The sequence below is a fragment of the Pontibacillus sp. ABV4_188 genome (genome assembly GCF_056311905.1).
Genome location: NZ_CM149975.1, coordinates 1 through 26,696 on the forward strand (window position 1 = coordinate 1; position 26,696 = coordinate 26,696).

The following is a 26,696-nucleotide window of genomic DNA, read 5'->3' on the forward strand; positions in this document are numbered from 1 at the left end:
TTGGAAAATATCAACGAGCTTTGGGATAATACGCTCGCGAAAATAGAAGAAAAGATAAGTAAACCCAGCTTTGAGACATGGTTAAAAAGTACAAAAGCTGACTCTCTTAAAGATGATACACTCATAATCGTGGCACCCAATGAATTTGCTAGAGATTGGCTCGAAAGTCGCTATTCTAAACTAATATCTGATGCTTTATTTGAAGTTACAGGAGCTCAACTGCAAACGAAGTTTATTATTCCAGAGGCTAAAGATGTAACTCCTGATGATGTGAAACCAGCGATGAAACAAGTGCAAAATATGCAGCAAAATGAGCAAGAGGAATCTCCTCAAAGTATGCTCAATTCTAAATATACTTTTGACACTTTCGTAATTGGTTCAGGGAATCGCTTTGCCCATGCGGCCTCATTAGCTGTAGCTGAAGCACCAGCTAAAGCATATAATCCACTGTTTATTTATGGAGGTGTGGGGTTAGGAAAAACACACTTAATGCATGCTATTGGTCATTATGTTCTTGATCATAACCCTTCAGCCAAAGTCGTTTATCTTTCTTCAGAGAAATTCACAAATGAATTCATTAATTCTATTAGAGACAATAAAGCAGTTAACTTTCGTAACAAGTACCGGAATGTAGACGTGCTACTAATCGATGATATTCAATTCCTAGCTGGAAAAGAACAAACACAAGAGGAATTCTTCCACACTTTTAATACACTTCATGAAGAAAACAAACAAATTGTCATATCTAGTGACCGACCACCTAAAGAGATTCCGACTTTAGAGGACCGTTTGCGTTCTCGATTTGAATGGGGACTCATTACTGATATTACCCCGCCAGATTTAGAAACACGTATCGCTATTTTGCGTAAAAAGGCCAAAGCAGAAGGTCTAGATATTCCAAATGAGGTAATGCTTTATATTGCGAATCAAATAGATACAAATATCCGGGAATTAGAAGGAGCTCTCATACGTGTTGTAGCGTACTCTTCTCTCATTAATCGAGATATTGATGCTTCATTAGCAGCTGAAGCTTTGAAAGACATTATTCCAAGCTCTAAGCCAAAAATAATTACAATTCAGTCTATACAAGAAGTTGTAGCTGAAAAGTACAGTATTAAACTAGATGACTTTGCAGCTAAAAAGCGAACCAAAACAATAGCTTATCCAAGACAAATCGCCATGTACCTATCAAGGGAAATGACTGATTACTCACTACCTAAAATTGGTGAAGAGTTTGGAGGGCGTGATCATACGACAGTGATTCATGCTCATGAGAAAATTTCTAAGATGCTTAGCCAAGATCAACAACTACAAAAAGACTTAGAAGAGTTAAAAGAAACACTAAAATCGTAAAAATGAGCTGTGGATAGTCTTATAAGTTGTTCTTGAAGTTACACACAATCTATCCACATGTGAATAACCCCAGTTTCATGGGTTCAGTTACACTTATGCACATATTCACAGCCCTTACGACTACTACGACCTTTTTTATAATATAAATATAACTAATGGAATTCCATTTAGGAGGATTTGATTCATGAGATTTACAATACAACGCGATCAATTAATGAATAGCGTCCAAGATGTTATGAAAGCCATCTCTTCTAGAACGACTATTCCTATTCTTACAGGAATGAAAGTAGAAGCGACAGAATACGGAGTTAAACTGACAGGAAGCGACTCTGATGTAACCATTGAGTCCTTTATTCCAGTAGAGGAAGATGGGATCGTACTAGTTGAAAACATCGAACCTGGTAGCATTGTTTTACAAGCTAAGTATTTCCCAGATATCGTAAAAAAGTTACCTCAACAAACAGTTGAAATAGAAGTAGATGATCACTTTAACGTAAACATTCGATCAGGTAGTGCGGAATTTCACTTAAATGGCCAAGACGCAGAAGAATACCCACATTTACCGCAAATTCAAACGAACCAAAGTTTTGAAGTTCCCATTGATTTATTAAAAGACTTAATTCGACAAACTGTTTTCGCAGTGTCCACCTCAGAAACACGACCCATCTTGACAGGTGTAAACATGAAGGTGGAAAGTGATGACCTTTACTTTATTGCTACAGATAGTCATCGTCTTGCTTCAAGGAAAATCCCTATGGGGAATAATATTCAGCCATTATCATTTGAAAATGTTGTCATACCGGGTAAGAGTTTGACAGAACTTAATAAAATTCTTGATGATTCACAAGAAACCATAGAAATTAGTGTTACAGAGAATCAAATTTTATTCCGTACGAAGCACCTTTATTTCCTTTCACGCTTATTGGATGGCAATTATCCTGAAACATCACGCTTAATTCCAGATGAAGTAAAAACAACGGTTTACATTGATACTAAAGAGTTACTACAATCCATTGACCGTGCTTCTCTCTTAGCTAAAGAGAATCGTAATAGTGTGGTTAAACTTTCAACCAAAGAAAATAATCGAGTGGAAATTACAAGTAATTCTCCTGAGGTAGGTAATGTTGTGGAAGAAGTAACAGCTGAATCTTTAGAAGGGGAAGATCTTAAGATCTCCTTTAGTGCAAAATATATGATGGATGCACTGAAAGTAGTCGACTGTGAAAAAGTAAATATTCAATTTACTGGAGCTATGCGCCCATTTTTAATTCGCCCGAATGAAAATGATCAAATATTGCAATTGATTTTACCGGTTAGAACTTACTAATTTCTATTGATTTTAGAAATAAAAAGCAAGGGATGTCATCCCTTGCTTTTCTTATGGACAAATCTTTAGTAAAATAGGTAGAAGGTCAAGTCTGGAATTAGGGTGAAAAATACATGTATGAATCAATTGAAATAGAAACTGATATGATTCCTTTAGGGAAATTTTTACAGATTGCAAACGTCATTGAAACTGGTGGAATGGCAAAATGGTTTTTGTCTGAGTACCCAGTTTTTGTTAATGGAGAAAGAGAAGATCGTCGTGGTAAAAAATTATCTTTTGGAGATCTTGTAGAAGTTGAAGGTGTAGGTACCTTTAAGGTTGTATCAGAATCTTAATTTCCCAATTAAGTTGAAGGGGACTCCCTATGCATTTAGAACAACTAACTTTAAAACACTACCGTAATTATGAGCATTTAGATATAACGTTCGATGATAAGGTAAACGTTATTATCGGTGAGAATGCTCAAGGTAAAACAAACCTTATGGAAGCTATATACGTTTTGGCTTTTGCGAAATCCCATCGAACCCCACGTGATAAAGAACTTATCATGTGGGACCAAGAATATGCTAAAATTAAAGGGAGTGTGTTTAAGCGGAAGCGGCATTTTCCTTTAGAGATTGTAACGTCTACAAAAGGGAAAAAGGCAAAGCTTAACCATCTCGAGCAAAAACGATTAAGCGATTATATAGGCGCATTAAATATTGTCATGTTTGCACCTGAAGATCTAAACCTTGTAAAAGGGAATCCTCAGGTTCGTCGTCGTTTTATAGACATGGAAATTGGACAGATTCAGCCTGCTTATATTTATCATTTGGGACAGTATCAAAAGATTTTAAAGCAACGAAATCATTTATTGAAGGAATACCAGCGCAAGCAAAATCCTGATTTAACGATGTTGAGAATCTTAACGGACCAACTTGTAGAGCACGCTGCAACAATTGTTCAAAGACGATTTAAGTTTTTAAGTCTCCTCAGAGATTGGGCCATGCCAATACATGAAGGAATTAGTCGACAGCTAGAAAAGCTTGAAATTGAGTATAATCCTACAGCAGAAGTATCAAAAGATATGGATTTGTCTATGCTTGTAAGGGTATTTCAAGATAAATTTCAAGATATTGAAAAGCGGGAATTAGAGCGAGGTACTACTTTAATTGGTCCGCACCGTGATGATTTAATTTTTTATGTAAATGGTAAAGACGTTCAAACTTATGGTTCTCAGGGTCAGCAACGGACAACAGCTCTTTCTCTAAAACTTGCTGAAATTGAGTTGATCCATAGTGAAGTTGGAGAATACCCAATTTTGCTGTTAGATGATGTTTTAAGTGAATTAGATGATTATAGACAATCCCATCTATTGCATACCATTCAAGGAAAAGTCCAAACGTTTGTATCTACAACGAGCGTGGATGGCATTGAGCACGAAACACTACGAAAAGCGGACGTTTTTTACGTTCAAGAAGGTAGCGTAACTAGGCCGAATTGAGGTGGAACTTTGTTTATTCATATTGGTGAAGATCATGTCATTGAATCAGGAGACGTTATTTCGATAATTGACTATGAGTTGCTGAATTCGTCTTCTATTGTTGAAGAAATGATTCAGAATCAGCGACTGAACCAAAGAGTCTTTGAATCTCCAAATGCAGAGGCAAAGTCAATTGTCGTAACGAAAGACTATATTTACTTCAGTCCACTTTCTGTCTTTACTCTTAAGAAACGTGCCAACATGACTTCAACATTGAACAATATCGAAGACTTTGCAGAATGATCCATGGGAACGAAAGAATATAACCTAGGGAAAGAAATGTAGGTGAATGACTGATGATGGAAGAAAATCTACCAAACCAACAAGCGTATGATGAAAGTCAGATTCAGGTGCTTGAAGGATTAGAAGCTGTTCGTAAGCGTCCAGGAATGTATATTGGTTCTACAAATGAAAAAGGACTTCATCACCTTGTGTGGGAAATTGTTGATAACAGTATTGATGAAGCGCTAGCTGGGTATTGCGATCACATTACTGTAACAATCGAGAAAGATAACAGTATTACCGTAACAGACAACGGACGTGGAATTCCTGTTGGTATGCATAAAAAAGCGAATCGTCCAGCGGTTGAGGTAATTTTAACGGTGCTACACGCAGGAGGTAAATTCGGCGGTGGCGGTTATAAGGTTTCAGGTGGTCTTCATGGGGTTGGTGCATCTGTAGTAAATGCTCTGTCTAGCAGCTTGGAAGTATATGTGCACTTAGATGGCAAAATTCACTACCAACAGTATCGTCGTGGAGTACCGCAAGAAGATCTTAAAGTCATTGGCGAAACAGATGTAACAGGTACACGTATTCATTTTATGCCTGATGACGAGATTTTCAATGAAACAAAAGAATATAACTTTGATACGTTAGCGAACCGTCTTCGTGAGTTAGCGTTTTTAAATAAAGGGATTCGCATTACGATTGATGACAAACGTAATGAAGAACAAGAGGCGAAAGATTTTCTTTACGAAGGTGGAATTGTTTCATATGTGGAGCATTTAAACCGAACACGTGAAGGATTGCATGAGCCTTTCTATGTTGAGAATGAAAGTGAAGAAATTAGTGTAGAAGTTGCCTTACAGTATAACGATGGCTTTGTAAGTAACATTTACTCCTTTGCCAATAACATCAATACCTATGAGGGTGGTACGCATGAATCAGGTTTTAAAACCGCGCTTACAAGAGCTATAAATGATTATGCTCGCCGAAATCAAATGTTCAAAGAGAATGATCCCAATTTAACAGGTGATGATGTTCGTGAAGGTCTCACAGCTATTATTTCCATTAAACACCCAGATCCTCAATTTGAGGGACAAACAAAGACGAAACTAGGGAATAGTGAAGCTCGTACAGTGACGGATAATATCTTCAATGAGTACTTCTCTAAGTTTTTATTTGAAAACCCTGACTCAGCGAAAATGATTGTTGAAAAGGGCTTAATGGCTTCAAGAGCACGTTCAGCGGCCAAGAAGGCACGTGAATTAACAAGACGTAAAAGTGCATTAGAAATATCTAATTTACCAGGTAAGTTAGCTGATTGTTCTTCTAAGGATGCAAAAATCAGTGAATTATATGTGGTAGAGGGTGACTCAGCAGGAGGATCTGCCAAACAGGGACGAGATCGTCATTACCAAGCTATCCTTCCTCTTCGAGGTAAAATTATTAACGTTGAAAAAGCTCGTTTAGATAAGATCTTATCAAACAATGAGGTTCGTTCCATTATTACAGCGCTCGGCACTGGTATTGGCGAAGAGTTTGATATTTCTAAAGCAAGATACCATAAGATTGTTATTATGACAGATGCGGATGTTGACGGTGCGCATATTAGAACGCTTCTATTAACGTTCTTCTATCGCTACATGCGCCCACTCCTCGAATACGGATATATTTATATAGCTCAACCACCTCTATATAAAATTCAGCAAGGAAAAGCTATTCATTATGCCTTTAATGAAAAAGAGATGGAAGCTACATTGGCCCAGTTATCGAAACAGCCTAAGCCTAGCTTACAACGCTACAAGGGTCTAGGCGAGATGAACTCTGAACAATTGTGGGAAACGACAATGGATCCTGAAACGCGTACAATGCTTCAGGTTAGCTTGCAGGATGCAATGGAAGCTGATGAAGTATTTGAGATATTAATGGGAGATAAAGTAGAACCTCGTCGTAACTTTATTCAAGATAATGCCCAGTACGTGAAGAATTTAGACGTTTAAAATAAATAACAGCTTAGAACAACATACAAGCCGAACCCTTTTTCAAGGTGGTTCGGCTTGTAAGCTTAACATGAAATATGAGAACCAGTTGAATGAACTCCAAGAGATATTAAAGATCTCTTTTTCCTCATTGAATAGGAGGTATCACGATGGCGGATCAACAACGCCCGAACGTAAAAGAAATCAATATTAGCCAAGAAATGCGTACATCCTTTATGGATTACGCAATGAGTGTTATTGTTTCCCGTGCTTTACCAGACGTAAGAGATGGGTTAAAGCCTGTACACCGACGTATTCTATATGCAATGCATGACTTAGGCATGCATGCAGATAAAGCGTATAAAAAGTCTGCACGTATTGTAGGAGACGTTATTGGTAAGTACCACCCACATGGTGATTCTGCCGTTTACGACTCCATGGTCCGTATGGCGCAAGATTTTAACTACCGTGCTATGTTAGTAGATGGTCATGGTAACTTTGGTTCTGTTGATGGAGATGCAGCAGCAGCGATGCGTTATACAGAAGCCAGAATGTCAAAGATTTCAATGGAGCTTTTACGAGATATTAATAAAGATACCATTGATTACGCGGATAACTATGACGGTACTGAAAAGGAGCCTATTGTGCTTCCTGCTCGTTTCCCGAACTTGCTTGTCAATGGAGCAAGTGGTATTGCTGTTGGAATGGCTACCAATATTCCTCCCCATCACTTAGGTGAAGTAATTGATGGTGTATTGGCTGTAAGCCGCAATAGTGAAATTACAATCGATGAGCTTATGTCAGAACATATTTACGGTCCTGACTTTCCTACATCTGGTCAAATTTTAGGCAGAAGTGGGATTAGAAAAGCTTATGAGACAGGGAAAGGTTCTATTACCATCCGTGCGAAAGTAGACATCGAGGAAATGAAAAACGGGAAATCCCGTCTTCTAGTTTCAGAGCTTCCTTTCCAGGTTAATAAAGCCAAACTAGTGGAAAAAGTAGCAGAACTAGTACGAGATAAGAAAATAGAAGGAATTACAGATTTACGAGATGAATCTGACCGTGAAGGGATGCGTGTGGTTATTGAGCTTCGTAAAGATGTGAATCCTAACGTAGTTTTAAATAACTTATATAAACAAACTGCCCTTCAAACATCCTTTGGAATTAATATGCTTGCACTAGTAGATGGACAGCCTAAAGTTTTAAATCTAAAGCAATGCTTAGAGCATTACTTAGAACACCAAAAGGTCGTCATTCGTCGCCGAACAGAGTATGAGCTGCGTAAAGCAGAAGCGCGCGCTCATATTTTAGAGGGTCTTCGCATTGCACTAGATCATATTGATGAAATCATTGCGTTAATTCGTGAATCAGAAACAACAGACATTGCACGTGAAAATCTAATGACGAAATTTGAGCTTTCTGAAAAGCAGGCTCAGGCAATCTTAGACATGCGTTTGCAACGCCTAACTGGATTAGAGCGCGATAAAATTGAAAAAGAATATGAAGAACTTGTGCAGCTGATTGCTGAACTGAAAGCCATTTTAGCTGACGATGAAAAGGTTCTTGAGATTATACGAGAAGAATTAACTGAGGTAAAAGAACGCTTCACTGATGAACGCCGTACTGAGATTATAGCAGGAGGAACAGACTTTATTGAAGATGAGGACCTGATTCCTGAAGAAACAGTCATTGTTACATTGACTCATCAAGGGTATATTAAACGCCTTCCTGCAACTACGTATCGTTCTCAAAGACGTGGCGGACGTGGAGTTCAAAGTATGGGGACAAACGAAAATGATTTCGTTGAGCACCTCCTTTCAACTTCAACCCACAATACGTTACTGTTCTTCTCAAATAAGGGGAAAGTATACCGGGCAAAAGGGTATGAAGTACCTGAATTCAGTCGTACAGCTAAAGGGATCCCAATCATCAACATGCTAGAAATTGAAAAAGATGAGTGGATTAATGCTGTTATTTCCGTCGAAGACTTTGCGGACGATTGGTATCTATTCTTCACCACTAAACAAGGGGTATCTAAGCGTACCACACTTTCTGCTTTTGCTAATATTCGTCGTGGTGGACTAATTGCCTTGAATTTAAGAGAAGATGACGAGCTCATTTCAGTTCGTATGACTGATGGCGATAAACACATTATGATTGGTACTAAAGGCGGTTACCTCATTCGTTTCCCAGAAGAAGATGTTCGAACTATGGGACGTACAGCGGCCGGAGTTAAGGGAATTTCCTTACGTGAAGATGATGAAGTTGTTTCAATGGAAATCATCGAAGACGGCCTTCAGGTTCTCAACGTAACGACTAAAGGTTTCGGAAAACGAACACCGGCAGACGAGTATCGTATTACTGGACGCGGTGGTAAAGGTATTCGTACTTGCAATATTACAGAGAAAAATGGAGAAGTTGTAGCTGTTAAAGCTGTGACGGGGGAAGAAGACGTTATGATTATCACAGAAGCAGGTGTGCTAATTAGAATGGCTGTAGAAAGTATCTCCCAGACCGGTCGTAACACACAAGGTGTACGTCTAATTCGCCTTCAAGAGGGTGAAGAAGTAGCGACAGTAGCACGGATCCAAACTGAAGAGCAAGAAGATACGCTCGAAGAACCTAGTGAACAAGCCGAGGATCATGAGCAATTACCTACTGAGCAAGAAGAAATCATCGAAGAAAATCCAACATCAGAAGAAGAGTAGTCAAAGAAAAGGAGATGTACAAACATCTCCTTTTTCTTACATTAAATACTTTAAATGTCCAAATGGGAGGGGAAAAGCATGCGTATACACCCTGGACAGCTGACTCCTGGTTGTATTGTTATGAGTGATGTTATGGGAAAGACAAATAGCCCAATTGTACCGAAAAATACTGTTGTAAAGCCCATTCATATTACAATTTTACATAAGTTTTTAATTGAAGAAGTCGAGGTAGGACAGAAACTGTCAAACGGGAAGCCATTTTTACCTCATAAAGTTCAAAAAGAGCCTGAAGAACATGTGACTGTTCAAGAAATGACAGCCCCAGATTTTAAAGATCAGTATTTGTATGCAGTGCATTCCTATAAAAAAATGTTTCACCAATGGCAGTCAGGACTTGGAATTGATATTAGTGCTGTTCGACAAGTGATCGTACCCCTTATTGAACAAGTTTCCGATTATAAAAACGAAGTTTACTCACTACACCATTATACGAGCAAGGATGACTACTTTTACCATCATGCTGTAGCTGTTGCCTTACTATCAGCCCTTCTAGCTGAGCAGCTTCACTATTCAAAAGGTGATCAAATTCAAGTTGGGATCGCTGGTTTCTTAAGCGACTGTGGAATGTCTAAAATTAATGAGAAAATCACATCAAAAAAAGGCCCCTTAACTTCCTATGAATACAATGAAGTGAAAAAGCATCCAACCCTTTCTTATAGATTAGTCGAAAAAGTTCCTGCTCTAAAAAATGAGGTTAGACTTGGAGTTCTGCAACATCATGAGCGATTAGATGGAAGCGGGTATCCTTTAGGGGTTTCAAGCGGTAAGTTGCATACATTCGGTAAAATTATTGCTGTAGCAGATCTATACCATGCCATGACATCAGAAAGGGTTTATAGATCTAAACAATCTCCATTTAAGGTTTTAGAAGAATTATTACAGCAACAGTTTGGTAAATTTGATCCTACAATTATTCAAACGCTTGTACAAAGTATGACAAGCCTCTCATCAGGGATGAAAGTGCGATTGTCTGATAACCAAATGGCTGAGATTGTATTTATAGAATCTAAACACCCCACCAGACCTATGATTCGTTTGCATCATAGTGATGAAATTATCCATTTGAAGTACTACCGAGATCTTTATATTGAAGAGATTATTTCATAAATAAACGTCACCCATTCATTGAAGTGGGTGACGTTAGTTTTTAGTGACATGAGAAGCGAGGAAATCCGCTATTAACCAAGGTATTTTCGTTTTACTAATCTCTAAGAAAGTACGAATATAAACAAGATCTTCACTCGTGTATGAATGGAGAATGTCCCCCCACCATTCTGTTTCATAGCGAGAAAGCATACTTAGGTTATATAAAATTAAGTAGTGAGAAAGCAGTTCAGGTAATGGGTATTGTAACGATCGTTGATTTGGAATAAACAATTGTTCATCCTCATGGTTAACGTATAGGTAAGGATTGTGAATAGCAGCGATAGGCGATGTTAAAAAGACCTTTATAGAATTTTGTTCTATTTTTATTTCTTCACACTCCGGGAGAATGGAATGGATATGCTGTTTGAAATAATTCTCACTCCAATGATAATCATCAAGGATTGATATTGGTATTGTAAGTACTCTGCCTTCTTTTTGTCCTATATGATAACCGTTAGCGGGAGTATCTAAAAAACCATAGGTCTCTTTCATCTCAGGGATTCTTCTCAGCAGCTCATCCATAGTAAATTTTTCTTTAGGAAAATGTTCCATGTGAAACATATGCTCTGAAACGTATGAGAAAAGCCCTTTATTCTGTATTTTTACCTCGTCTTGTAGAAATGAGTAATTTTGCTTTTTTCTTTTTCTGCTCGTAACGCCATGTGCTAGTACGCTTGTGGATTCTGGATAATCTGGGCGCTTTGTTAAAATGGCTGCTTTAAGGAACTGCGCCATCCCATAAAAGTAAAGGATAGGCTGGACTGATAATGGAGACTGTTCTGCCTGCTTATAAAAGGTCTGGCCATGCTCTAAGTAATAGATCAGTCGATACGTATTATCATAGCTCTTACGTTCAGCGTCGACGTCGAGACTTTCATAACATTTTTGTAAGTATTGCTGTGAAAGTGGAGAAGATTGAAGTTTTGTATAAATGGACAGAATATTTCGGATATTCAATATAGAGACCTCACTTTCTTAAAAACAGTTGAAAATCCCCTTTTAATAACGTATTGTAATCTACAATATAACAACTTATAGGTTTTAGTTTGTCCTAATGAGCAGAAAACATGAATACTTGTCAGGAGGGTAATCAATGCGTGAAGATAAGTTTGCTAAAGAAAGTTTGACCTTTGATGATGTGCTTTTAATACCAGGGAAATCTGATGTTCTTCCAAGGAATGTTGAAGTGAAAACGGAGTTGTCTTCCACCTTGAAGCTTAACATACCACTAATGAGTGCAGGTATGGATACGGTGACAGAAGCAGAAATGGCTATTGCAATGGCTCGCCAAGGTGGAATTGGTGTCATTCACAAAAATATGTCCATTGAAGAACAAGCTGAACAAGTTGACCGTGTAAAGCGAAGTGAAAGTGGCGTTATTTCAAATCCCTTCTTTCTAACACCTGAACATCAAGTTTACGATGCTGAGTATCTAATGGGTAAGTATCGTATATCCGGTGTTCCGATTGTGAATAACGAACAAGAGCAACAATTAACAGGAATTATTACAAACAGAGACCTGCGATTTATTCAAGATTACTCTATTCAGATCTCCGAAGTTATGACAAGTGATAATCTTGTTACAGCTTCAGTTGGGACAACTTTAGATGAGGCTGAAAAGATTCTTCAAACTTATAAAATAGAAAAACTACCATTAGTAGACGATAATCGCGTACTAAAGGGACTCATTACAATTAAAGATATCGAAAAAGTCATCGAGTTTCCAAACTCAGCTAAAGATGAATTTGGTCGCTTATTAGCTGGTGCTGCAGTAGGAGTCACCGCAGATAGTGATACTCGCATTCAGAAACTGGTTGATGCCGGAGTTGATATGATTGTAATTGATACAGCGCACGGTCACTCTCAAGGTGTTATTGATCAAGTAACTTCTGTTCGTAACCTTTACCCTCATTTAAATATTGTTGCAGGAAACGTAGGCACTCCAGAAGCAACGCGCGATTTAATTGAAGCTGGGGCAAATATTATTAAAGTCGGAATTGGACCAGGTTCTATTTGCACCACACGTGTAGTTGCAGGTGTAGGTGTTCCTCAGATCTCTGCTGTATACGAATGCGCATTAGAAGCTAAGCAACATGGTGTACCTGTTATTGCAGATGGTGGCATCAAGTATTCAGGAGATATAGCTAAAGCTCTTGCTGCTGGTGCACATGCTGTTATGATTGGTAGTATGTTTGCTGGTGTATCAGAGAGCCCTGGAGAAACAGTCATTTTCCAAGGACGTCAGTTTAAGGTTTATCGTGGTATGGGCTCAGTAGATGCTATGAAGTCAGGATCTAAAGACCGATATTTCCAAGAATCCTCAGAAGCCAATAAATTAGTACCAGAAGGTATAGAAGGACGAGTACCATATAAGGGACCACTCGCTGACACAGTCCATCAATTAATTGGTGGTTTACGCTCAAGCATGGGTTACTGTGGAACTTCTGATTTAACAGCATTCCGTCAGAATTCACGCTTTACGCGAATTACCAATGCAGGATTACGGGAAAGCCACCCTCATGATGTTCAAATTACAAAAGAAGCTCCTAACTACTCTGTCTGATCAAGTCTTGGAATACAATGATAAGGAGCATATGTAGTGAATGAAGCTCAGATTATAATAATCTGAGCTTCATTCTTTTAATAAATTCCCCCTAGTTTTATCATTACTTAACTAGATGATTCCTATTACATATACCTTGGTCTAAAGTGAATGGGTAAGGAATGCTTGTTCAAACATATGACGTATAGTAGCCAGATTCCGCCATAACGGGCGGAAAGTCTGTTTCTCTATTAAGTCGTCCTATGATAAAATAGCGTCATATGTAAACTATCTTTTTGGAGGTTGAAGGACGTTGAAAACTAGATTAAAAGTACCCTTTATCATGCTAATAATGGTACTTGTATCATTTACTTCTATGCTAACGAAACCGATTACAACTTCGGCAGCTGTAGATGTGCAAGCTAAAACAGCCATTCTAGTAGACGCGGAAACTGGTAAAATACTATTTGAGAAAGACGCAGATGTAGCATTACCACCCGCAAGTATGACAAAAATGATGACCGAATACTTAGTATTAGAAGCCATTAAAGAAGGAAAGATTAGCTGGGATACGACGACGCAGATTACCGACTATCCATACAGCATTTCAGCTGACCCGGCTTTCTCTGGTGTTGGGTTAAAGCAGAATAAGGATTATACAGTCAGGGAGCTTTATGAAGCAATGGCGATTAATTCTGATAATGCAACGACGATTGCGTTAGCAGAACTTGTGGCAGGTTCAGAAGGCGACTTTGTTAAAATGATGAATGATAAGGCAGACGAGTTGGGACTCCCAGACGCAACGTTTGTTAACTCAACGGGATTGTCCAACACAGACTTAGGTGAAAATGTTCCAAAAGGGACGGACCCAGATGCCGACAACCTAATGTCAGCTCGTTCTGCAGCATTGTTAGCCTACCGTTTAATTAACGATCACCCAGATGCTCTTGAAGTCTCTAGTATGACGACTACCGAGTTCGAAGGAGATCGAATTGAGAACTTAAACTGGATGCTTCCTGAGATGCCTGGGTACTTATCCCAATATGGATACGATGGCATGGACGGATTGAAGACAGGATGGACGGACTTAGCAGGATACTGCTTTACAGGAACTGCTGAAAGAGACGGTCAACGATTAATTTCAGTAGTTATGAAAACCGATAGCAAGGAAGCTCGTTTTGAAGAAACGAGAAAACTAATGGACTATGGTTTCAACCAATTTGAAAAGAAAGAACTATATCCTAAGGGATATCAAATTGAAGATAACAAGACAGTCCCTGTAACAAAAGGGAAAGAAGATACGGTTCAAATTGCTTCAAATGCGCCCCTTACGACCATGATTGAAAAAGGTACAGAGGATCAATATAGTGTAGAGTACAAACTTGATCAATCTGCTTTAAACGATAAGGGTGAATTAACGGCTCCTATTGAAAAAGGGCAAAAAGTAGGTTCTGTTACATTGGTGAATAGTGAAAACAATAATGGGTATATTACTGCCGATGGAGAACAGAACGAAAGTGTTGATCTTGTAACAACAGATAAAGTAGAAAAATCCAATTGGTTTATGCTCATGATCGGAGCTATTACAGGTTTCTTTGCTGATATTTTCACAAGCGTAGTGGACACTGTAAAAGGTTGGTTCTAAAACTAGTAAATTTGTAGGCTTTTAGAGTGGTTTGTTATACAATATTTTTAGAAGAGTTTAGTTCTTTTAATAACTATGATGCACATTCGGAGCAGGAGGAATAAACATGTCAAGAACTGGTACAGATCGTGTTAAAAGAGGTATGGCAGAAATGCAAAAAGGTGGCGTCATTATGGACGTTGTCAATGCAGAGCAAGCTAAGATTGCAGAAGAAGCTGGCGCTGTTGCAGTTATGGCACTTGAGCGTGTACCGGCAGATATCCGCGCAGCTGGCGGAGTAGCCCGTATGGCTGACCCAACTATCGTTGAAGAGGTAATGAACGCTGTATCGATCCCGGTAATGGCAAAGGCTCGTATTGGCCATGTGGTAGAAGCTCGTGTATTAGAGTCTATGGGCGTGGACTATATTGATGAGAGCGAAGTATTAACACCAGCAGATGAAGTATTTCATATTAAGAAGAATGATTATACTGTACCATTTGTTTGTGGCTGCCGTAATCTTGGTGAAGCAACTCGCCGTATTGGTGAGGGAGCATCTATGCTTCGTACAAAAGGTGAACCTGGAACAGGTAATATCGTCGAAGCCGTTCGTCACATGCGTGAAGTTCAATCTCAAATTCGCCAAGTTATCAGCATGAATGAAGATGAGCTAATGACTTATGCTAAAAATATTGGAGCACCTTATGAACTTCTTCTTCAGATTAAAGAAGAAGGACGTCTTCCTGTTGTGAACTTCGCTGCTGGTGGTATCGCAACACCTGCTGATGCAGCTTTAATGATGCAACTAGGTGCAGATGGTGTGTTCGTTGGTTCTGGTATCTTCAAATCCAACAATCCAGAAAAATTTGCTCGTGCCATAGTAGAAGCAACAACTCACTACGATGACTATAAACGAATTGGAGAGCTTTCTAAAGGTCTTGGAACTGCTATGAAAGGGATGGAGATGTCTACGCTTCAACCTTCCGATCGAATGCAAGATCGCAGCATGTAATTGATAAAAGGGGAATGCATCATGACTGTAATTGGTGTTTTAGGTTTACAAGGAGCTGTTCGTGAGCACGTACGTTCAATAGAAGCAAGCGGAGCTCAAGCTGTAATTGTGAAGCGCATATCTCAACTCAATGATATTGATGGTTTAATCCTACCCGGCGGAGAGAGCACAACCATGCGCCGTTTAATCGATAAATATGACTTTTTTGAGCCTTTACAACAGTTTGGAAGAAGTGGAAAGCCGATCTTTGGAACATGCGCTGGCTTAATTTTATTAGCCGAAAAAATTCAGGGACAAGATCAAACGCACCTTGGTTTAATGAACATAATGGTCGAACGAAATGCGTTTGGACGCCAAAGAGAGAGTTTTGAGGCGTTCATAGATATTAAGGGCGTTGCGAAGGAGTATGAAGCTGTTTTTATCCGGGCACCATATATTGTAGAAGTGGGCGAGGAAGCAGAAGTTCTAGCCAAGCAAGGTGATAAAATCGTTGCGGCTCAGGACGGTCATTATCTCGCGTGCGCTTTTCATCCGGAGTTGACAGATGACCATCGCTTAACCCACCATTTTGTAAAAATGGTGGAAGAATCGAAGAAAACACTTGCATCTTAGTAAGAAATTCGCTATTCTTCTTCATAACAACAAATATACGAAACGTGATGATAGGAAGTAGTAACAACGTGGCCTTGTCCAGAGAGCTGGTGGTGGGTGAAAACCAGTGAAGGAGCGTTGCCAATCCATCCTTGAGCAGATATGCCGAAAGGATAAGTAAGCATATCCGGTGCTGACGCATCGTTACTAGAAAGTAAGCCGGAAGGTGATTTATACCTTCAATAAGGGTGGCATCGCGGGAATATACAAACTCTCGTCCCTAATCGATTGATTAAGGGGCGGGAGTTTTTTTGTATGCAGTATACATCTATAAGGAGGAAATAACATGTTAGATTTAAAATACTTACGTACCAATTTTGATGAAGTAAAAAGTAAACTTCAAAATCGTGGGGAAGACCTTTCAGATTTAGATACATTTGGGGAACTTGATGAGCGTCGTCGTGAGTTAATTCGCGAAACGGAAGAACTAAAGGCAAAGCGTAATGAGGTATCTAAAGATATTTCTGCATTAAAGAAGGAAAAGAAAGATGCAGATCATCTAATTACAGAAATGCGTGAAGTAGGGGAACGTATTAAAGAATTAGATACAGAACTAAAGGAAGTAGAAGAACGTCTGGAAACACTTCTTCTTTCCATTCCAAATATTCCTCACGAAAGCGTACCAGTTGGAAGCGATGAGGACGATAACCAAGTTGCTCGTGAGTGGGGAGAACTTCCTGAATTTTCGTTTGAGCCTAAAGCACACTGGGACGTGGCGGATCAATTAGACATTTTAGACTTTGAGCGAGCATCTAAAGTAACAGGGAGTCGGTTTACTTTCTATAAAAAGTTGGGCGCCCGCTTAGAGCGTGCTCTAATGAGCTTTATGATGGACCTACATGCAGAAGAGCATGATTATGAGGAAATGCTACCTCCATACATGATTAATCGCACAAGCATGACAGGTACAGGGCAACTTCCTAAATTTGAAGAGGATGCTTTTAAAGTAGAGGACTGGGACTATTTCTTAGCCCCTACAGCAGAAGTTCCTGTTACGAACTATCATCGTGAAGAAATCTTGTCTATTGAAGACCTACCTCGTAAATATGTGGCATTCAGTGCTTGTTTCCGTTCTGAAGCGGGTTCTGCTGGTCGTGACACGCGTGGTTTAATTCGCCAGCATCAATTTAATAAAGTAGAGCTTGTGCAATTTGTGAAACCTGAAGAGTCATATGATGCACTTGAGCAGCTAACAGGTCATGCCGAGAAGGTTCTGCAGCTATTGAACCTACCGTATCGTGTCATGGACATGTGTACAGGCGACCTTGGCTTTACTGCAGCAAAGAAATATGACATCGAGGTTTGGCTACCTAGTTATAATACGTATCGTGAAATCTCATCATGTTCTAATTTTGGAGATTTCCAGGCACGTCGTGCAGGCATTCGTTTCCGTCGTGATCAAAAAGGAAAGCCTGAATTTGTGCATACACTAAACGGTTCTGGACTAGCTCTTGGACGCACAGTAGCAGCAATATTGGAGAATTACCAGCAAGAAGATGGTTCCGTAGTAGTTCCGGACGTACTTCGTCCTTACATGGGTGGTAAAGACGTTATTCAATAAACTGTATGTATATGGTTAAGAATCGCACCTGTTATCAGAGAGAGGCTTATAATCTAAGCCTCTCTCTTTTTTTCAATAGAGAGGTGATTCATATTTCTATTAAAAATTTTAATAAAGTCCTTGTATTATTTCCTTAATTCAGGTAGAATTATTTTTGTTGTTGTTTCGAGCACATTTCAGTGCAATCGACATCATTCAACATTTTATAAAAAAATTGTTGAAAATCGTTGACTTTAATAACATATAATGTTATATTATTAATTGTCGCCAACACGGAGGAGTACCCAAGTTCGGCTGAAGGGAGCGGTCTTGAAAACCGCCAGGGGGTTAACGCCCCGCGGGGGTTCGAATCCCTCCTCCTCCGCCATTTTTTATGCGCGTAAAAATTGGAGATTGAAAAATCACAAACGATATAGATAAACCTCAGTGAGTAATCACTGAGGTTTTTTTGATGGTCTATTATAATATTCTTGGTCAAGCGTAAGGTAGCAGCCTCTTAGCATGAGGGAATGTTAAGAGCTGCTTTTGTGTAGAGAACGGTAGTCCTTTATCTAGACCAAGCGCTTTTAAAGTAACGGATCTGCAGATCTCAAAGGTCATAAAAAAAGTGTGAGCTTTCCTATCTAAAGGAAAAGCTCACACTTTTTTTACGTTAGTTGGCGAGAGCGCCATTTACGGGATTGTTGGATGAAATGACCGATCTTTTCTAAGATAGGTTCAATGGAATTCTCATCATTTACAACGTCATAATCTGCAATATTAAGCCGCAGCACAGGGCATGCATTGAAGTTATCGATCCAGTTCTCATAACGACCGAACATTTCTTCCCAGTATTCCACAGGAGTTTGTTGCTCCATAGGACGTCCCCGTTCTTTAATACGGCCTACTACATCATCAAATGAACCTTCTAGGTATATGAGAAGGTCCGGATGTGGAAAGTAAGGTGTCATGACCATAGCATCAAACAAGTTTGTATACGTATTATAGTCTACTTCATTCATTGTACCTTTTTCATAGTGCATTTTAGCGAATATGCCCGTGTCTTCATAAATCGAGCGGTCCTGTATGAAGCCACCGCCATATTCGAAAATTTTCTTCTGTTCTTTAAATCGTTCAGCTAAGAAATATATTTGTAAATGAAAACTCCAACGTTCAAAGTCATTGTAAAACTTATCCAAATATGGATTGGTGTCTACCTTCTCAAATGACGTTCGAAAATTTAAGGCACTGGCTAGAGCGTTTGTCATCGTGGACTTTCCAACGCCGACGGTGCCCGCAATGGTAATGACGGCGTCATGTGGAATGCCATATTGGTTGCGTGCATTCATTATATAACTTCCCCTTTTTTAAAGTGATTCTCTATTGTTTGAATCATATAATCTAAATCATCCTGGTGCTTAACAAAATCGAGATTATCTCCGTTGAAGCGGATCACTGGTATATCTGGGTGCTCACGTTCGAATTTCTCCATAAATAAATCATAATCTCGGAGTAACTGCTCTAAATAACTCGCTTGAATATTTTGTTCCACCTCACGCCCTCGCATTCTAATACGTTCGAGCAGCTTATCCAGGCTAGCGTGTAAATAAATGATCATATTTGGTCGTGGCATATCATTAGTAAGAATATCGTATATTTGAACATACTTATTGTATTGATCTTCTTTTAACGTTCTTTCAGCAAAGATTAAGTTCTTAGAAATGTGATAATCAGAAATAACAGGTTTGTTCTGATTCAAATAATACGTTTCAATATCTTCTAGTTGTTTAAATCGATTACACAGGAAGAACATTTCTGTTTGAAAACTCCACTCTTCAATGTTGTCATAGAATTTACCTAAGAATGGATTTTCTTCTACGATTTCTTTCAACAGTGTATATTCAAATTGGGAAGCCAATTTTTGAGCTAATGATGTTTTTCCTACCCCAATTGGTCCTTCTACTGCAATAAAGGGAGTATTCCCCATCTCTCCTCCTCCTTCGCCAACAGTATTACTCTATACGTTCAGACAGACAAACTACATTTTATCATAATCACCCGGCGTAAGTAACGGTCATTACCTCTAAAATTCATTCCATATGTAGGTTGCGCGATTTCCTTATATACCATGTATTGAGCTGAAAACTGAAACTTTTCAAAACCCTAACTTTTCTATATAATAGATTATATATTCTTATGGCTCCGTAGCTCAGGGGATAGAGCATAGGTTTCCTAAACCTTGTGTCGCAGGTTCGAATCCTGCCGGGGTCATCTCATACAAAAAAGCTGTCCAACTTGGACAGCTTTTTCTTTATATTTCCTATTTTAGGATAGTGTTCCTAGTTTAACTTCTTCTTTGAAAAGGAATTCAACCCACATGACTACTTTTACCGCATGGGGAGGCAATTAGAATGTTTGGGTTGTACGATATTTTATATCTGATGGTTTCAATATTTATTATACTACCCATAGTGTCCATGATTCATGAGATTGGGCACTTATTCTTTGCGGTGCTTTTTAAAGCGAGAAATCAAACGTTAGATATTGGTTGCGGTAAACCCATATTGCAAATTGGAAGACTGTGCTTTCGAAAGTATTACTTCTTCTATAGCTGGTGTCAGTTTGAACGCCTTGAAAAGAACTCGCGTATCCATTATATCCTCGTATACGCTGGTCCGATGATTTTTAACATTATGGCAGCCATAGGAGTTAATGCACTGATTTATTATGATCTGATTGAAGGACAGAAGTTTTGGAATCTTTTTGTGTATTATTCCATTTATTTTGTTATGTTCGATGCGATCCCTATGCGTTATCCGGATGGACAACCAAGCAATGGGCTAGTTGTATTTGAGATGTTGAGAGATGGAAAAAGAGCCACATTTCAGAAGGAGCAGTGGGCAGAAGAGGATGTAAACTGTTAACTATTCTTCTGGTTCAACAAAGACTGTTCTCATAGGTACGCCTGCCGCTTCTATGTACGCATATATCTTGTTTCTGTAATCGAAGAAATCTCTATCATTTTGAACGGTAAAATGAGAGCCATCTTTTCCGATAAACTCGTGTTCTTTCAATGTTACTGTGTTGTTCTCGCGGGTGGTGACTTTAACAACTTCTTTTATATCTGACCATTCCATATCTGTCCGTTCTAACGTGAATGCTTCATTAAAATGTAGACCTTTAGGATCAAAATAGAAGTAACTATTTATCCCTAATATGCAAGTGAAGATAACAGCAGGAACCCCTAAGAAAAACATCCATGGCCTAGGCTTTAAATTCTTGTGTTCTCTTCTTGAGTTGTAAAGTAAATCTAAAAGCATCGTCCCGGCCATTAACATCGAGGCTATAAAGAATAATACATAAGCAGACAGCAATGGTTGGAAGTAGATATGATCTCTAGAAAAGAAAAAGATATCTTGGAAGAAAATCACTAAAAAAAGTGGAAAGAAAAAGCTTCCAATAACAAATATAACAATCATACCAACCTTAATGGGCTTTGTATCTTGCCCGATCATAGCCTTCAATTAAACTCCCCCCTCTGGCCTTCTCTCTATTATATGAACAGTTATCTAACATAGAAAATTTTAACATATTTTTCTTGGTGCTTAATAATTTTAAGCATCTTTTTTGTGTTGGAAAGTATAACCGTTTTTTCTAGAGGGATACTAGAGACAAAATATGTAAGGGAGGCCTACACATGAGCGAGCAAGAGAAGTATAGTCGCCGGGACTTTTTAAAGAAAAGTGGTTATGCAGCAGGTGGTGTAGTCGGTGGAGGGTTAATTGCTAGTTTAATTACAATGCAAGTTATGGAAGATGACCCGAAAACTAAAAATCAATCAAATGGTGGAAGTGAAGATCAATTTAATGATGCCTTTATGTTCTTCACAAATCGTGATGACTTTCGAGTGCTAGCTTCTAGCTGTGAGAGAGTATTTCCAGAGGATGAGAATGGTCCAGGAGCTATTAAGCTAGGAGTTCCATTCTTTATTGATCATCAACTCGCAGGTCCGTGGGGCAATAATACTAAAGAATATATGCAGGGGCCTTTCTATAAAGGTGAACCCACTCAAGGATATCAGTCTCGTATGAATCGTGGTGAGATCTTCCGTATGGGAATTAAGAAATTAAAAGAAAAGAGTCAATCTGATTACGAGAAGAGTTTTCAAGAGTTAAGTGCGGAAGAACAAGACGAGATCTTAACAGCTTTTGAAAATGATGAGGTGAAGATGACGGGAACAACTTCTGCTGAGTTCTTTGAACTTATGCGTGCAGCTACTATTGAAGGAGTTTACGCAGATCCAATGTACAGTGGTAATCGCAATATGGAAGGTTGGAAGATGAAACAGTTCCCAGGAGCCCAAATGTCTTATATCGGTAAAATTGAGAGCGATAAATTCGAAGATATAGAGCCGCAAAGTTTGCATTCTATGTTGAATAAATAGAAAGGCGGAGATCATATGGCAAAGACGTTGCCAAAAGTGGATGTAGTGACAGTAGGAGTAGGTTGGACAGGCGGTATTTTAGCAGCTGAACTAGCTAAAGATGGTATGAAAGTAGTGGGGCTTGAACGAGGGAAAGAACGATCAACAGAGGATTACTTGCACGGGCACGATGAGTTACGTTATGCACTCCGATATGAATTGATGCAAGATACTTCAAAAGAAACACTTACGTTTCGAAATAATCGCAAACAACGTGCTCTGCCTATGCGTCAATTAGGTTCGTTTCTGTTGGGGGAAAACCTTGGCGGAGCGGGTGTGCACTGGAACGGGCAAACGTACCGCTTCTTCCCGTATGATTTCGAAATTAAATCGATGACAGAGAAAAAGTATGGAAAAGGAAAAATTAAAGACGGCTACTTTGTACAGGATTGGGGCATTACATACGATGAGTTGGAGCCCTACTATGATCAATTTGAGAAAGCCTGTGGAATATCAGGTGAAGAGAATCCTATGGCAGGTAAACGGAGTAACCCTTATCCAACACCACCTATGAAAAGTACCCGTTCACTTGATAAGTTTGCAGAAGCTACAAAGGAGTTAGGGTACAAGCCTTATAGAATTCCTTCAGCTAACCTTTCTGAACCCTATAAAAATCAGTATGGTATGCAAATTAATGCATGTCAGTATTGTGCATTCTGTGAGCGTTTCGGGTGTGAATATGGAGCTAAGTCGGATCCGGTGATCTCGGTTATTCCAGCTGCGAAGGAATCTGGAAACTATGAAATCCGTTACCATTCCAACGTAACTGAAGTTATTTATGATGGAAGTAAGGTTACCGGGGTTAAGTATGTAGACGTTCAAAGTGGCGAGGAATTTATCCAACCTGCTGAAGTCGTTGCCCTCACGTCTTACGTTATGAATAATGTGAAATTCTTATTGATGTCTGATATAGGTCAAAAATATGATCCTAAAACGGGCCAAGGCGTCGTAGGTCGCAGTTATTGCTATCAAATCCTTCCTGGAGCTACAGGTTTTTATGAAGAAGAACAATTTAATACCTTTATGGGAGCCGGTGCACTTGGTACTTCTATCAATGATTTCTATGGGGATAACTTTGACCATTCTGATTTGGATTTCATTCATGGAGGCGTTATTTCCATTACTCAAACTGGGAAACGCCCTATTGCCAACAACCCAACTCCTCCGGATACTCCAAGGTGGGGGAAAGAGTTTAAAAGCAACTCAATTAAGTATTATACCCGTACATTAACGATCGGGTCACAGGGTGCATCTCTACCTTATAAGGAGAACTTCTTAGATCTTGATCCGACGTACAAAGATGCATATGGACTTCCGTTGTTGCGCATGACCTATAACTTTACCGATCAGGATAAGAAGCTTCAAAAATATATTACTAAAAAAACAGCAGAAATCTCAGAGAAAATGGGAGCTTCTAAAACAGTTCCAAACCCTGAATTAACAGATTACAGTATTGTACCTTACCAAACGACACATAATACAGGTGGAGCCATTATGGGGGCAGATCCAAATAGCTCTGTTGTAAATAGCTACTTACAGCATTGGAATGCTGATAACTTATTTGTTGTAGGAGCTTCAGCCTTTGCTCATAATGGTGGTGTGAACCCGACGGATACAGTTGGCGCACTAGCTTATCGTGCTGCTGAAGGTATTAAAAAATATCGTAAAAATGGTGGTTCTCTCGTTTAATTTTAAACAGAAGGAGTGAAGCCTTATGCTTCCTCAAATCGGAATCCCGGGTTTAGTGCTAATTTTAATTCTATCCCTCATCTTATTTGGTCCAAAGAAGCTACCAGAGATTGGTGCAGCCTTTGGGAAAACCTTAGCTGAATTTAAGCAATCTACGAGGGAATTATTAGATGATGATGAAGAGCCTAAAGCAGTGAAGGAACCTAAAAAAGAATAGTAAAAAGCCAAGTACTTTTTGTACTTGGCTTTTTTGTGTCTAGCTCCGGCCCCACAGGATGTGGGGTCGCTCGACGTTGGCTATTGACGTGGCGATTTTAGTCGAGCTTCCGATTCAACCCTGGGCGCCCCGCCTGTGCTTTTCTAGTGTCTAGCTCCGGCTCCTAGCCCCTAGCGTCATAAGCAAGCTAACTCCAGTGGCCTTCTGCCACTTCCTATTAAGCTGAACAGTCGCCTGCGCTTTTCTGATGTCCAGCTCCGGCGGGGAGGGCCTAGCGTGATAAGCAATCTACCTGCAGTGGCTAAACGCCACTTCCGGCAGCTTGCTTATCCGTACGGCCCTGGGCACCCCGCCTGTGCTTTTCTATCTATTATCAATAGTTTCCGGATACATATCATGATTCATCAGGCGGTGTTCGGCGATTTTTTCGTATTTGGTGTTGGGTTTTCCGTAGTTGCAGTATGGGTCGATGGATATGCCGCCTCTTGGGGTGAATTTGCCCCATACTTCGATGTAACGGGGGTCCATGAGGTTGATCAGGTCGTTCATGATAATGTTCATGCTGTCTTCATGGAAGTCTCCGTGGTTACGGAAGCTGAATAGGTAGAGTTTTAAGGATTTGCTTTCTACCATCTTTTCACCTGGAATGTAGCTAATATAGATGGTTGCAAAGTCAGGTTGGCCTGTTTTAGGGCATAGTGTTGTAAATTCAGGGCAATTAAATTTTACGAAATAATCACGCTGTGGATGTTTGTTATCAAATGATTCTAATACTTCAGGGTCGTAGTCAAAAGAGTAACTTGTGCCTTGGTTGCCAAGTAACGTAACTCCTTCTAATTCTTCATCTTTTCTTCCTGCCATAGTCGGTCACCACTTTCTCAAAGAACAAAAAAAGAGGATGACTCCTTTTATAGAAGACCCACCTCTTGTTCTTTAGTTTTTTATAGAGGGTTTAGCTAGAACCTCTCCCTATACGGAATGTCCTATACTGTTCATACCAAGTATATAAGCGGCAGATAACGGTGTCAACGAACCGCTACAGCCTACTCAAAAGTTTTGATAGTTAGATTCTGAGGTAAATTTACTGGGAACACTCATTTAAGGAGGATTCTCATGCAAACCCATAAATTATACATTAACGGCGAATATGTTGAGTCTACAGGTAGTGAGTATATTGATATCATAAACCCCTCAACGGAAGAAGTCATTTCAAGAACCCCTAAGGGAACTGAAGAAGATGTAAATAAAGCTGTTGAAGCAGCATTTAATGCCCAGAAGGATTGGGAGCTAACTCCAGCTGTTAAGCGTGGCGAAGCGGTACGTAAGATGGGCGATAAAATTGCTGAAAAACGCGAAACATTTATTCAATTATTGCAAGAAGAACAAGGAAAAGCTTATGAACTAGCAAGTGGAGAAGTAGACCTTGCGATAGACTACTTCCGTTACATGTCCGAATGGGCGCGTAGAATTGAAGGTGAGATTGTACCAAGCGACCGTCCTAATGAAAACATTATGGTTTATAAGAAGCCTATCGGTGTTGTTGCAGGTATTGTCCCTTGGAACTTCCCTGTATTTATCTTAGCTCGAAAAGTAGCAACCTCTCTTGTCACAGGTTGTTCTATTGTATTGAAACCAAGTCAACAAACCCCAAATACAGCAGCGGAATTTACAAAGATCATTGATGAAATGGATCTGCCAAATGGAATTTATAACTATATTACCGGAACGGGTGGAACATTAGGGAATGCGATGGCTACTCATGAAAAGGTTCATATGATCTCTATGACTGGTAGTGTTGGAGCAGGCACGAAGGTTATGGAAGCTGCAGCGCAGAACATTACTAAAGTAAATCTTGAATTAGGTGGTAAAGCACCTGCTATTGTAACTGCCAACGCGGATCTCGATGTAGCCGTTGAAAACGTGACGCAGTCTCGTTTAATTAATAACGGGCAGGCTTGTACAAATGCTGAAAGGGTGTATGTACATGAGAGCATTGCAGAGGAATTCATCAATCGTCTTCAAAAATCCTTTGAAGGTAAAACGTTAGGTAACCCACTTCAGGATAAAAATGCTGATGTAGGTCCGTTAATTAGTGAAGACCGTATACAAGAGGTTGAGAAGATGGTAGAGAGTGCTGTAAATGAAGGTGCGCGTATTGTAACAGGCGGGAAACGTGGAGATCAGGCATCAGGGTTCTTCTATGAACCAACTATTTTAGCTGATGTCACACATGATATGACTGTTATCCAAGAAGAAATCTTTGGGCCTGTTATTCCAGTTTCGACTTTCTCTACAATAGATGAAGCTATTGAAAAAGGGAACGATACAGACTATGGCCTCTCTTCTTCTGTTTATACAGAAGATCTAAGTGAAGCGATGCGTATCGTAAATGAATTGAAGTTCGGTGAAACCTATGTAAACCGTGAGAATATGGAAGCTGTTCAAGGTTACCACCAAGGTATTCGTAAATCCGGTATAGGTGGTGCAGATGGTAAGCACGGTTTAGAAGACTTCCTTGTTACTCAGGTTGTTTATATGGATTATAACTCAAAGAAAAAATAAAAAATTGTCATGTTAAAAGTCCTGTAGGGTGAGCCTTACAGGGCTTTTTTTCTGAA

At 39.4% G+C, this 26,696-nt stretch carries 23 protein-coding genes, 2 tRNA genes, 1 riboswitch and 1 other annotated feature; of the genes, 20 read left to right on the forward strand and 5 right to left on the reverse strand.

Annotated elements, in window-relative coordinates; genetic code table 11:
• The 8 genes from dnaA (at position 1) to ACYX4O_RS00040 (ending at position 10,281) form a co-directional block, all read left to right on the forward strand.
• On the forward strand, positions 1–1,353 hold the full coding sequence (dnaA, locus tag ACYX4O_RS00005) for a chromosomal replication initiator protein DnaA (protein ID WP_476353594.1): 1,353 nt from the start codon (positions 1–3) through the stop codon (positions 1,351–1,353).
• A 184-nt stretch (positions 1,354–1,537) separates the two neighbouring features.
• Positions 1,538–2,680, forward strand: coding sequence for a DNA polymerase III subunit beta (gene dnaN, locus ACYX4O_RS00010; RefSeq protein WP_476353596.1), 1,143 nt, complete (start codon positions 1,538–1,540; stop codon positions 2,678–2,680).
• A gap of 113 nt (positions 2,681–2,793) precedes the next feature.
• Complete coding sequence (gene yaaA, locus ACYX4O_RS00015; RefSeq protein ID WP_188651053.1) at positions 2,794–3,015, forward strand: S4 domain-containing protein YaaA; 222 nt, start codon at positions 2,794–2,796, stop codon at positions 3,013–3,015.
• Positions 3,016–3,044: 29 nt separating this feature from the next.
• Positions 3,045–4,163 carry a DNA replication/repair protein RecF gene (recF, locus tag ACYX4O_RS00020; protein ID WP_476353598.1) on the forward strand — a complete coding sequence of 373 codons (1,119 nt, stop codon included), beginning with the start codon at positions 3,045–3,047 and terminating at the stop codon, positions 4,161–4,163.
• Positions 4,164–4,172: 9 nt separating this feature from the next.
• A complete protein-coding gene (remB, locus tag ACYX4O_RS00025) occupies positions 4,173–4,445 on the forward strand; it encodes an extracellular matrix regulator RemB (protein WP_476353600.1) in 273 nt (90 codons plus the stop codon).
• Between the two features lie 56 nt (positions 4,446–4,501).
• The gene (gyrB, locus tag ACYX4O_RS00030; protein WP_476357220.1) at positions 4,502–6,424 is read left to right on the forward strand and encodes a DNA topoisomerase (ATP-hydrolyzing) subunit B; all 1,923 of its coding nucleotides are present in this window, start codon (positions 4,502–4,504) and stop codon (positions 6,422–6,424) included.
• Positions 6,425–6,573: 149 nt separating this feature from the next.
• Positions 6,574–9,114: a DNA gyrase subunit A gene (gene gyrA / locus ACYX4O_RS00035; RefSeq protein ID WP_476353602.1), complete on the forward strand. Its 2,541-nt coding sequence runs from the start codon at positions 6,574–6,576 to the stop codon at positions 9,112–9,114.
• A gap of 78 nt (positions 9,115–9,192) precedes the next feature.
• Positions 9,193–10,281 carry an HD-GYP domain-containing protein gene (locus tag ACYX4O_RS00040; RefSeq protein ID WP_476353604.1) on the forward strand — a complete coding sequence of 363 codons (1,089 nt, stop codon included), beginning with the start codon at positions 9,193–9,195 and terminating at the stop codon, positions 10,279–10,281.
• A 33-nt stretch (positions 10,282–10,314) separates the two neighbouring features.
• Here the strand turns inward: ACYX4O_RS00040 and ACYX4O_RS00045 are convergent, their stop codons facing one another.
• Positions 10,315–11,277, reverse strand: coding sequence for a YaaC family protein (locus ACYX4O_RS00045; protein WP_476353606.1), 963 nt, complete (start codon positions 11,275–11,277; stop codon positions 10,315–10,317).
• A 136-nt stretch (positions 11,278–11,413) separates the two neighbouring features.
• On the opposite strand from ACYX4O_RS00045, the gene guaB reads away from it, so the two are divergent.
• The 6 genes from guaB (at position 11,414) to ACYX4O_RS00075 (ending at position 18,077) form a co-directional block, all read left to right on the forward strand.
• A complete protein-coding gene (guaB, locus tag ACYX4O_RS00050; protein ID WP_476353608.1) occupies positions 11,414–12,883 on the forward strand; it encodes an IMP dehydrogenase in 1,470 nt (489 codons plus the stop codon).
• Between the two features lie 322 nt (positions 12,884–13,205).
• A complete protein-coding gene (locus ACYX4O_RS00055) occupies positions 13,206–14,507 on the forward strand; it encodes a serine hydrolase (RefSeq protein ID WP_476353610.1) in 1,302 nt (433 codons plus the stop codon).
• A gap of 106 nt (positions 14,508–14,613) precedes the next feature.
• Positions 14,614–15,498, forward strand: a complete 885-nt coding sequence (pdxS, locus tag ACYX4O_RS00060) for a pyridoxal 5'-phosphate synthase lyase subunit PdxS (protein WP_476353612.1) — start codon at positions 14,614–14,616, stop codon at positions 15,496–15,498.
• A gap of 21 nt (positions 15,499–15,519) precedes the next feature.
• A complete protein-coding gene (pdxT, locus tag ACYX4O_RS00065; protein WP_476353614.1) occupies positions 15,520–16,110 on the forward strand; it encodes a pyridoxal 5'-phosphate synthase glutaminase subunit PdxT in 591 nt (196 codons plus the stop codon).
• Positions 16,111–16,148: 38 nt separating this feature from the next.
• Positions 16,149–16,374: a binding site (T-box leader), on the forward strand.
• 61 nt (positions 16,375–16,435) lie between these two features.
• On the forward strand, positions 16,436–17,710 hold the full coding sequence (gene serS / locus ACYX4O_RS00070; protein ID WP_476353616.1) for a serine--tRNA ligase: 1,275 nt from the start codon (positions 16,436–16,438) through the stop codon (positions 17,708–17,710).
• A gap of 274 nt (positions 17,711–17,984) precedes the next feature.
• Positions 17,985–18,077, forward strand: a tRNA-Ser gene (locus ACYX4O_RS00075).
• A 280-nt stretch (positions 18,078–18,357) separates the two neighbouring features.
• Here ACYX4O_RS00075 and ACYX4O_RS00080 read toward each other — a convergent pair.
• Together ACYX4O_RS00080 and ACYX4O_RS00085 are read right to left on the reverse strand one after the other, a co-directional pair.
• The gene (locus tag ACYX4O_RS00080; RefSeq protein ID WP_036780606.1) at positions 18,358–19,038 is read right to left on the reverse strand and encodes a deoxynucleoside kinase; all 681 of its coding nucleotides are present in this window, start codon (positions 19,036–19,038) and stop codon (positions 18,358–18,360) included.
• Positions 19,038–19,676 carry a deoxynucleoside kinase gene (locus tag ACYX4O_RS00085; protein ID WP_476353618.1) on the reverse strand — a complete coding sequence of 213 codons (639 nt, stop codon included), beginning with the start codon at positions 19,674–19,676 and terminating at the stop codon, positions 19,038–19,040. Before ACYX4O_RS00085 ends, ACYX4O_RS00080 begins: the two co-directional genes overlap by 1 nt.
• A gap of 211 nt (positions 19,677–19,887) precedes the next feature.
• Between ACYX4O_RS00085 and ACYX4O_RS00090 the strand changes: the two genes are divergently transcribed.
• Both ACYX4O_RS00090 and ACYX4O_RS00095 read left to right on the forward strand, forming a co-directional pair.
• Positions 19,888–19,960 (forward strand) — tRNA-Arg (locus ACYX4O_RS00090).
• Positions 19,961–20,100: 140 nt separating this feature from the next.
• Positions 20,101–20,613, forward strand: coding sequence for a site-2 protease family protein (locus tag ACYX4O_RS00095; protein ID WP_476353620.1), 513 nt, complete (start codon positions 20,101–20,103; stop codon positions 20,611–20,613).
• On the opposite strand, the gene ACYX4O_RS00100 is transcribed toward ACYX4O_RS00095, so the two are convergent.
• Positions 20,614–21,213 carry a hypothetical protein gene (locus tag ACYX4O_RS00100; protein ID WP_476353622.1) on the reverse strand — a complete coding sequence of 200 codons (600 nt, stop codon included), beginning with the start codon at positions 21,211–21,213 and terminating at the stop codon, positions 20,614–20,616.
• A gap of 173 nt (positions 21,214–21,386) precedes the next feature.
• Between ACYX4O_RS00100 and ACYX4O_RS00105 the strand changes: the two genes are divergently transcribed.
• Genes ACYX4O_RS00105 through ACYX4O_RS00115 form a run of 3 tightly spaced genes read left to right on the forward strand, consistent with a single transcriptional unit; the run spans position 21,387 to position 24,078 of the window.
• Positions 21,387–22,133, forward strand: coding sequence for a gluconate 2-dehydrogenase subunit 3 family protein (locus ACYX4O_RS00105; protein ID WP_476353624.1), 747 nt, complete (start codon positions 21,387–21,389; stop codon positions 22,131–22,133).
• A 15-nt stretch (positions 22,134–22,148) separates the two neighbouring features.
• Positions 22,149–23,861, forward strand: coding sequence for a GMC family oxidoreductase (locus tag ACYX4O_RS00110; protein ID WP_476353626.1), 1,713 nt, complete (start codon positions 22,149–22,151; stop codon positions 23,859–23,861).
• 25 nt (positions 23,862–23,886) lie between these two features.
• Positions 23,887–24,078 (forward strand): twin-arginine translocase TatA/TatE family subunit, encoded by a 192-nt coding sequence (locus ACYX4O_RS00115; protein ID WP_476353628.1) that lies wholly within the window; start codon positions 23,887–23,889, stop codon positions 24,076–24,078.
• A 363-nt stretch (positions 24,079–24,441) separates the two neighbouring features.
• Here ACYX4O_RS00115 and queF read toward each other — a convergent pair whose 3' ends face one another.
• Entirely contained in the window at positions 24,442–24,939 is a 498-nt protein-coding gene (gene queF, locus ACYX4O_RS00120; RefSeq protein WP_476353630.1) for a preQ(1) synthase, read from the reverse strand.
• A 66-nt stretch (positions 24,940–25,005) separates the two neighbouring features.
• A riboswitch (PreQ1 riboswitch) is annotated at positions 25,006–25,050 on the reverse strand.
• Between the two features lie 141 nt (positions 25,051–25,191).
• Between queF and aldA the strand changes: the two genes are divergently transcribed.
• On the forward strand, positions 25,192–26,640 hold the full coding sequence (aldA, locus tag ACYX4O_RS00125; protein ID WP_476353632.1) for an aldehyde dehydrogenase: 1,449 nt from the start codon (positions 25,192–25,194) through the stop codon (positions 26,638–26,640).
• Positions 26,641–26,696 lie beyond the last annotated feature (56 nt).

Coding starts and splice junctions, on each gene's coding strand:
- dnaN (WP_476353596.1), top strand. CDS start 1,538: ATGAGATTTACAATACAACGCGATCAATTAATGAATAGCGTCCAAGAT.
- yaaA (WP_188651053.1), top strand. CDS start 2,794: ATGTATGAATCAATTGAAATAGAAACTGATATGATTCCTTTAGGGAAA.
- recF (WP_476353598.1), top strand. CDS start 3,045: ATGCATTTAGAACAACTAACTTTAAAACACTACCGTAATTATGAGCAT.
- gyrB (WP_476357220.1), top strand. CDS start 4,502: ATGGAAGAAAATCTACCAAACCAACAAGCGTATGATGAAAGTCAGATT.
- gyrA (WP_476353602.1), top strand. CDS start 6,574: ATGGCGGATCAACAACGCCCGAACGTAAAAGAAATCAATATTAGCCAA.
- ACYX4O_RS00040 (WP_476353604.1), top strand. CDS start 9,193: ATGCGTATACACCCTGGACAGCTGACTCCTGGTTGTATTGTTATGAGT.
- guaB (WP_476353608.1), top strand. CDS start 11,414: ATGCGTGAAGATAAGTTTGCTAAAGAAAGTTTGACCTTTGATGATGTG.
- ACYX4O_RS00055 (WP_476353610.1), top strand. CDS start 13,206: ATGCTAATAATGGTACTTGTATCATTTACTTCTATGCTAACGAAACCG.
- pdxS (WP_476353612.1), top strand. CDS start 14,614: ATGTCAAGAACTGGTACAGATCGTGTTAAAAGAGGTATGGCAGAAATG.
- pdxT (WP_476353614.1), top strand. CDS start 15,520: ATGACTGTAATTGGTGTTTTAGGTTTACAAGGAGCTGTTCGTGAGCAC.
- serS (WP_476353616.1), top strand. CDS start 16,436: ATGTTAGATTTAAAATACTTACGTACCAATTTTGATGAAGTAAAAAGT.
- ACYX4O_RS00080 (WP_036780606.1), bottom strand. CDS start 19,038: ATGAATGCACGCAACCAATATGGCATTCCACATGACGCCGTCATTACC.
- ACYX4O_RS00085 (WP_476353618.1), bottom strand. CDS start 19,676: ATGGGGAATACTCCCTTTATTGCAGTAGAAGGACCAATTGGGGTAGGA.
- ACYX4O_RS00095 (WP_476353620.1), top strand. CDS start 20,101: ATGTTTGGGTTGTACGATATTTTATATCTGATGGTTTCAATATTTATT.
- ACYX4O_RS00105 (WP_476353624.1), top strand. CDS start 21,387: ATGAGCGAGCAAGAGAAGTATAGTCGCCGGGACTTTTTAAAGAAAAGT.
- ACYX4O_RS00110 (WP_476353626.1), top strand. CDS start 22,149: ATGGCAAAGACGTTGCCAAAAGTGGATGTAGTGACAGTAGGAGTAGGT.
- ACYX4O_RS00115 (WP_476353628.1), top strand. CDS start 23,887: ATGCTTCCTCAAATCGGAATCCCGGGTTTAGTGCTAATTTTAATTCTA.
- queF (WP_476353630.1), bottom strand. CDS start 24,939: ATGGCAGGAAGAAAAGATGAAGAATTAGAAGGAGTTACGTTACTTGGC.
- aldA (WP_476353632.1), top strand. CDS start 25,192: ATGCAAACCCATAAATTATACATTAACGGCGAATATGTTGAGTCTACA.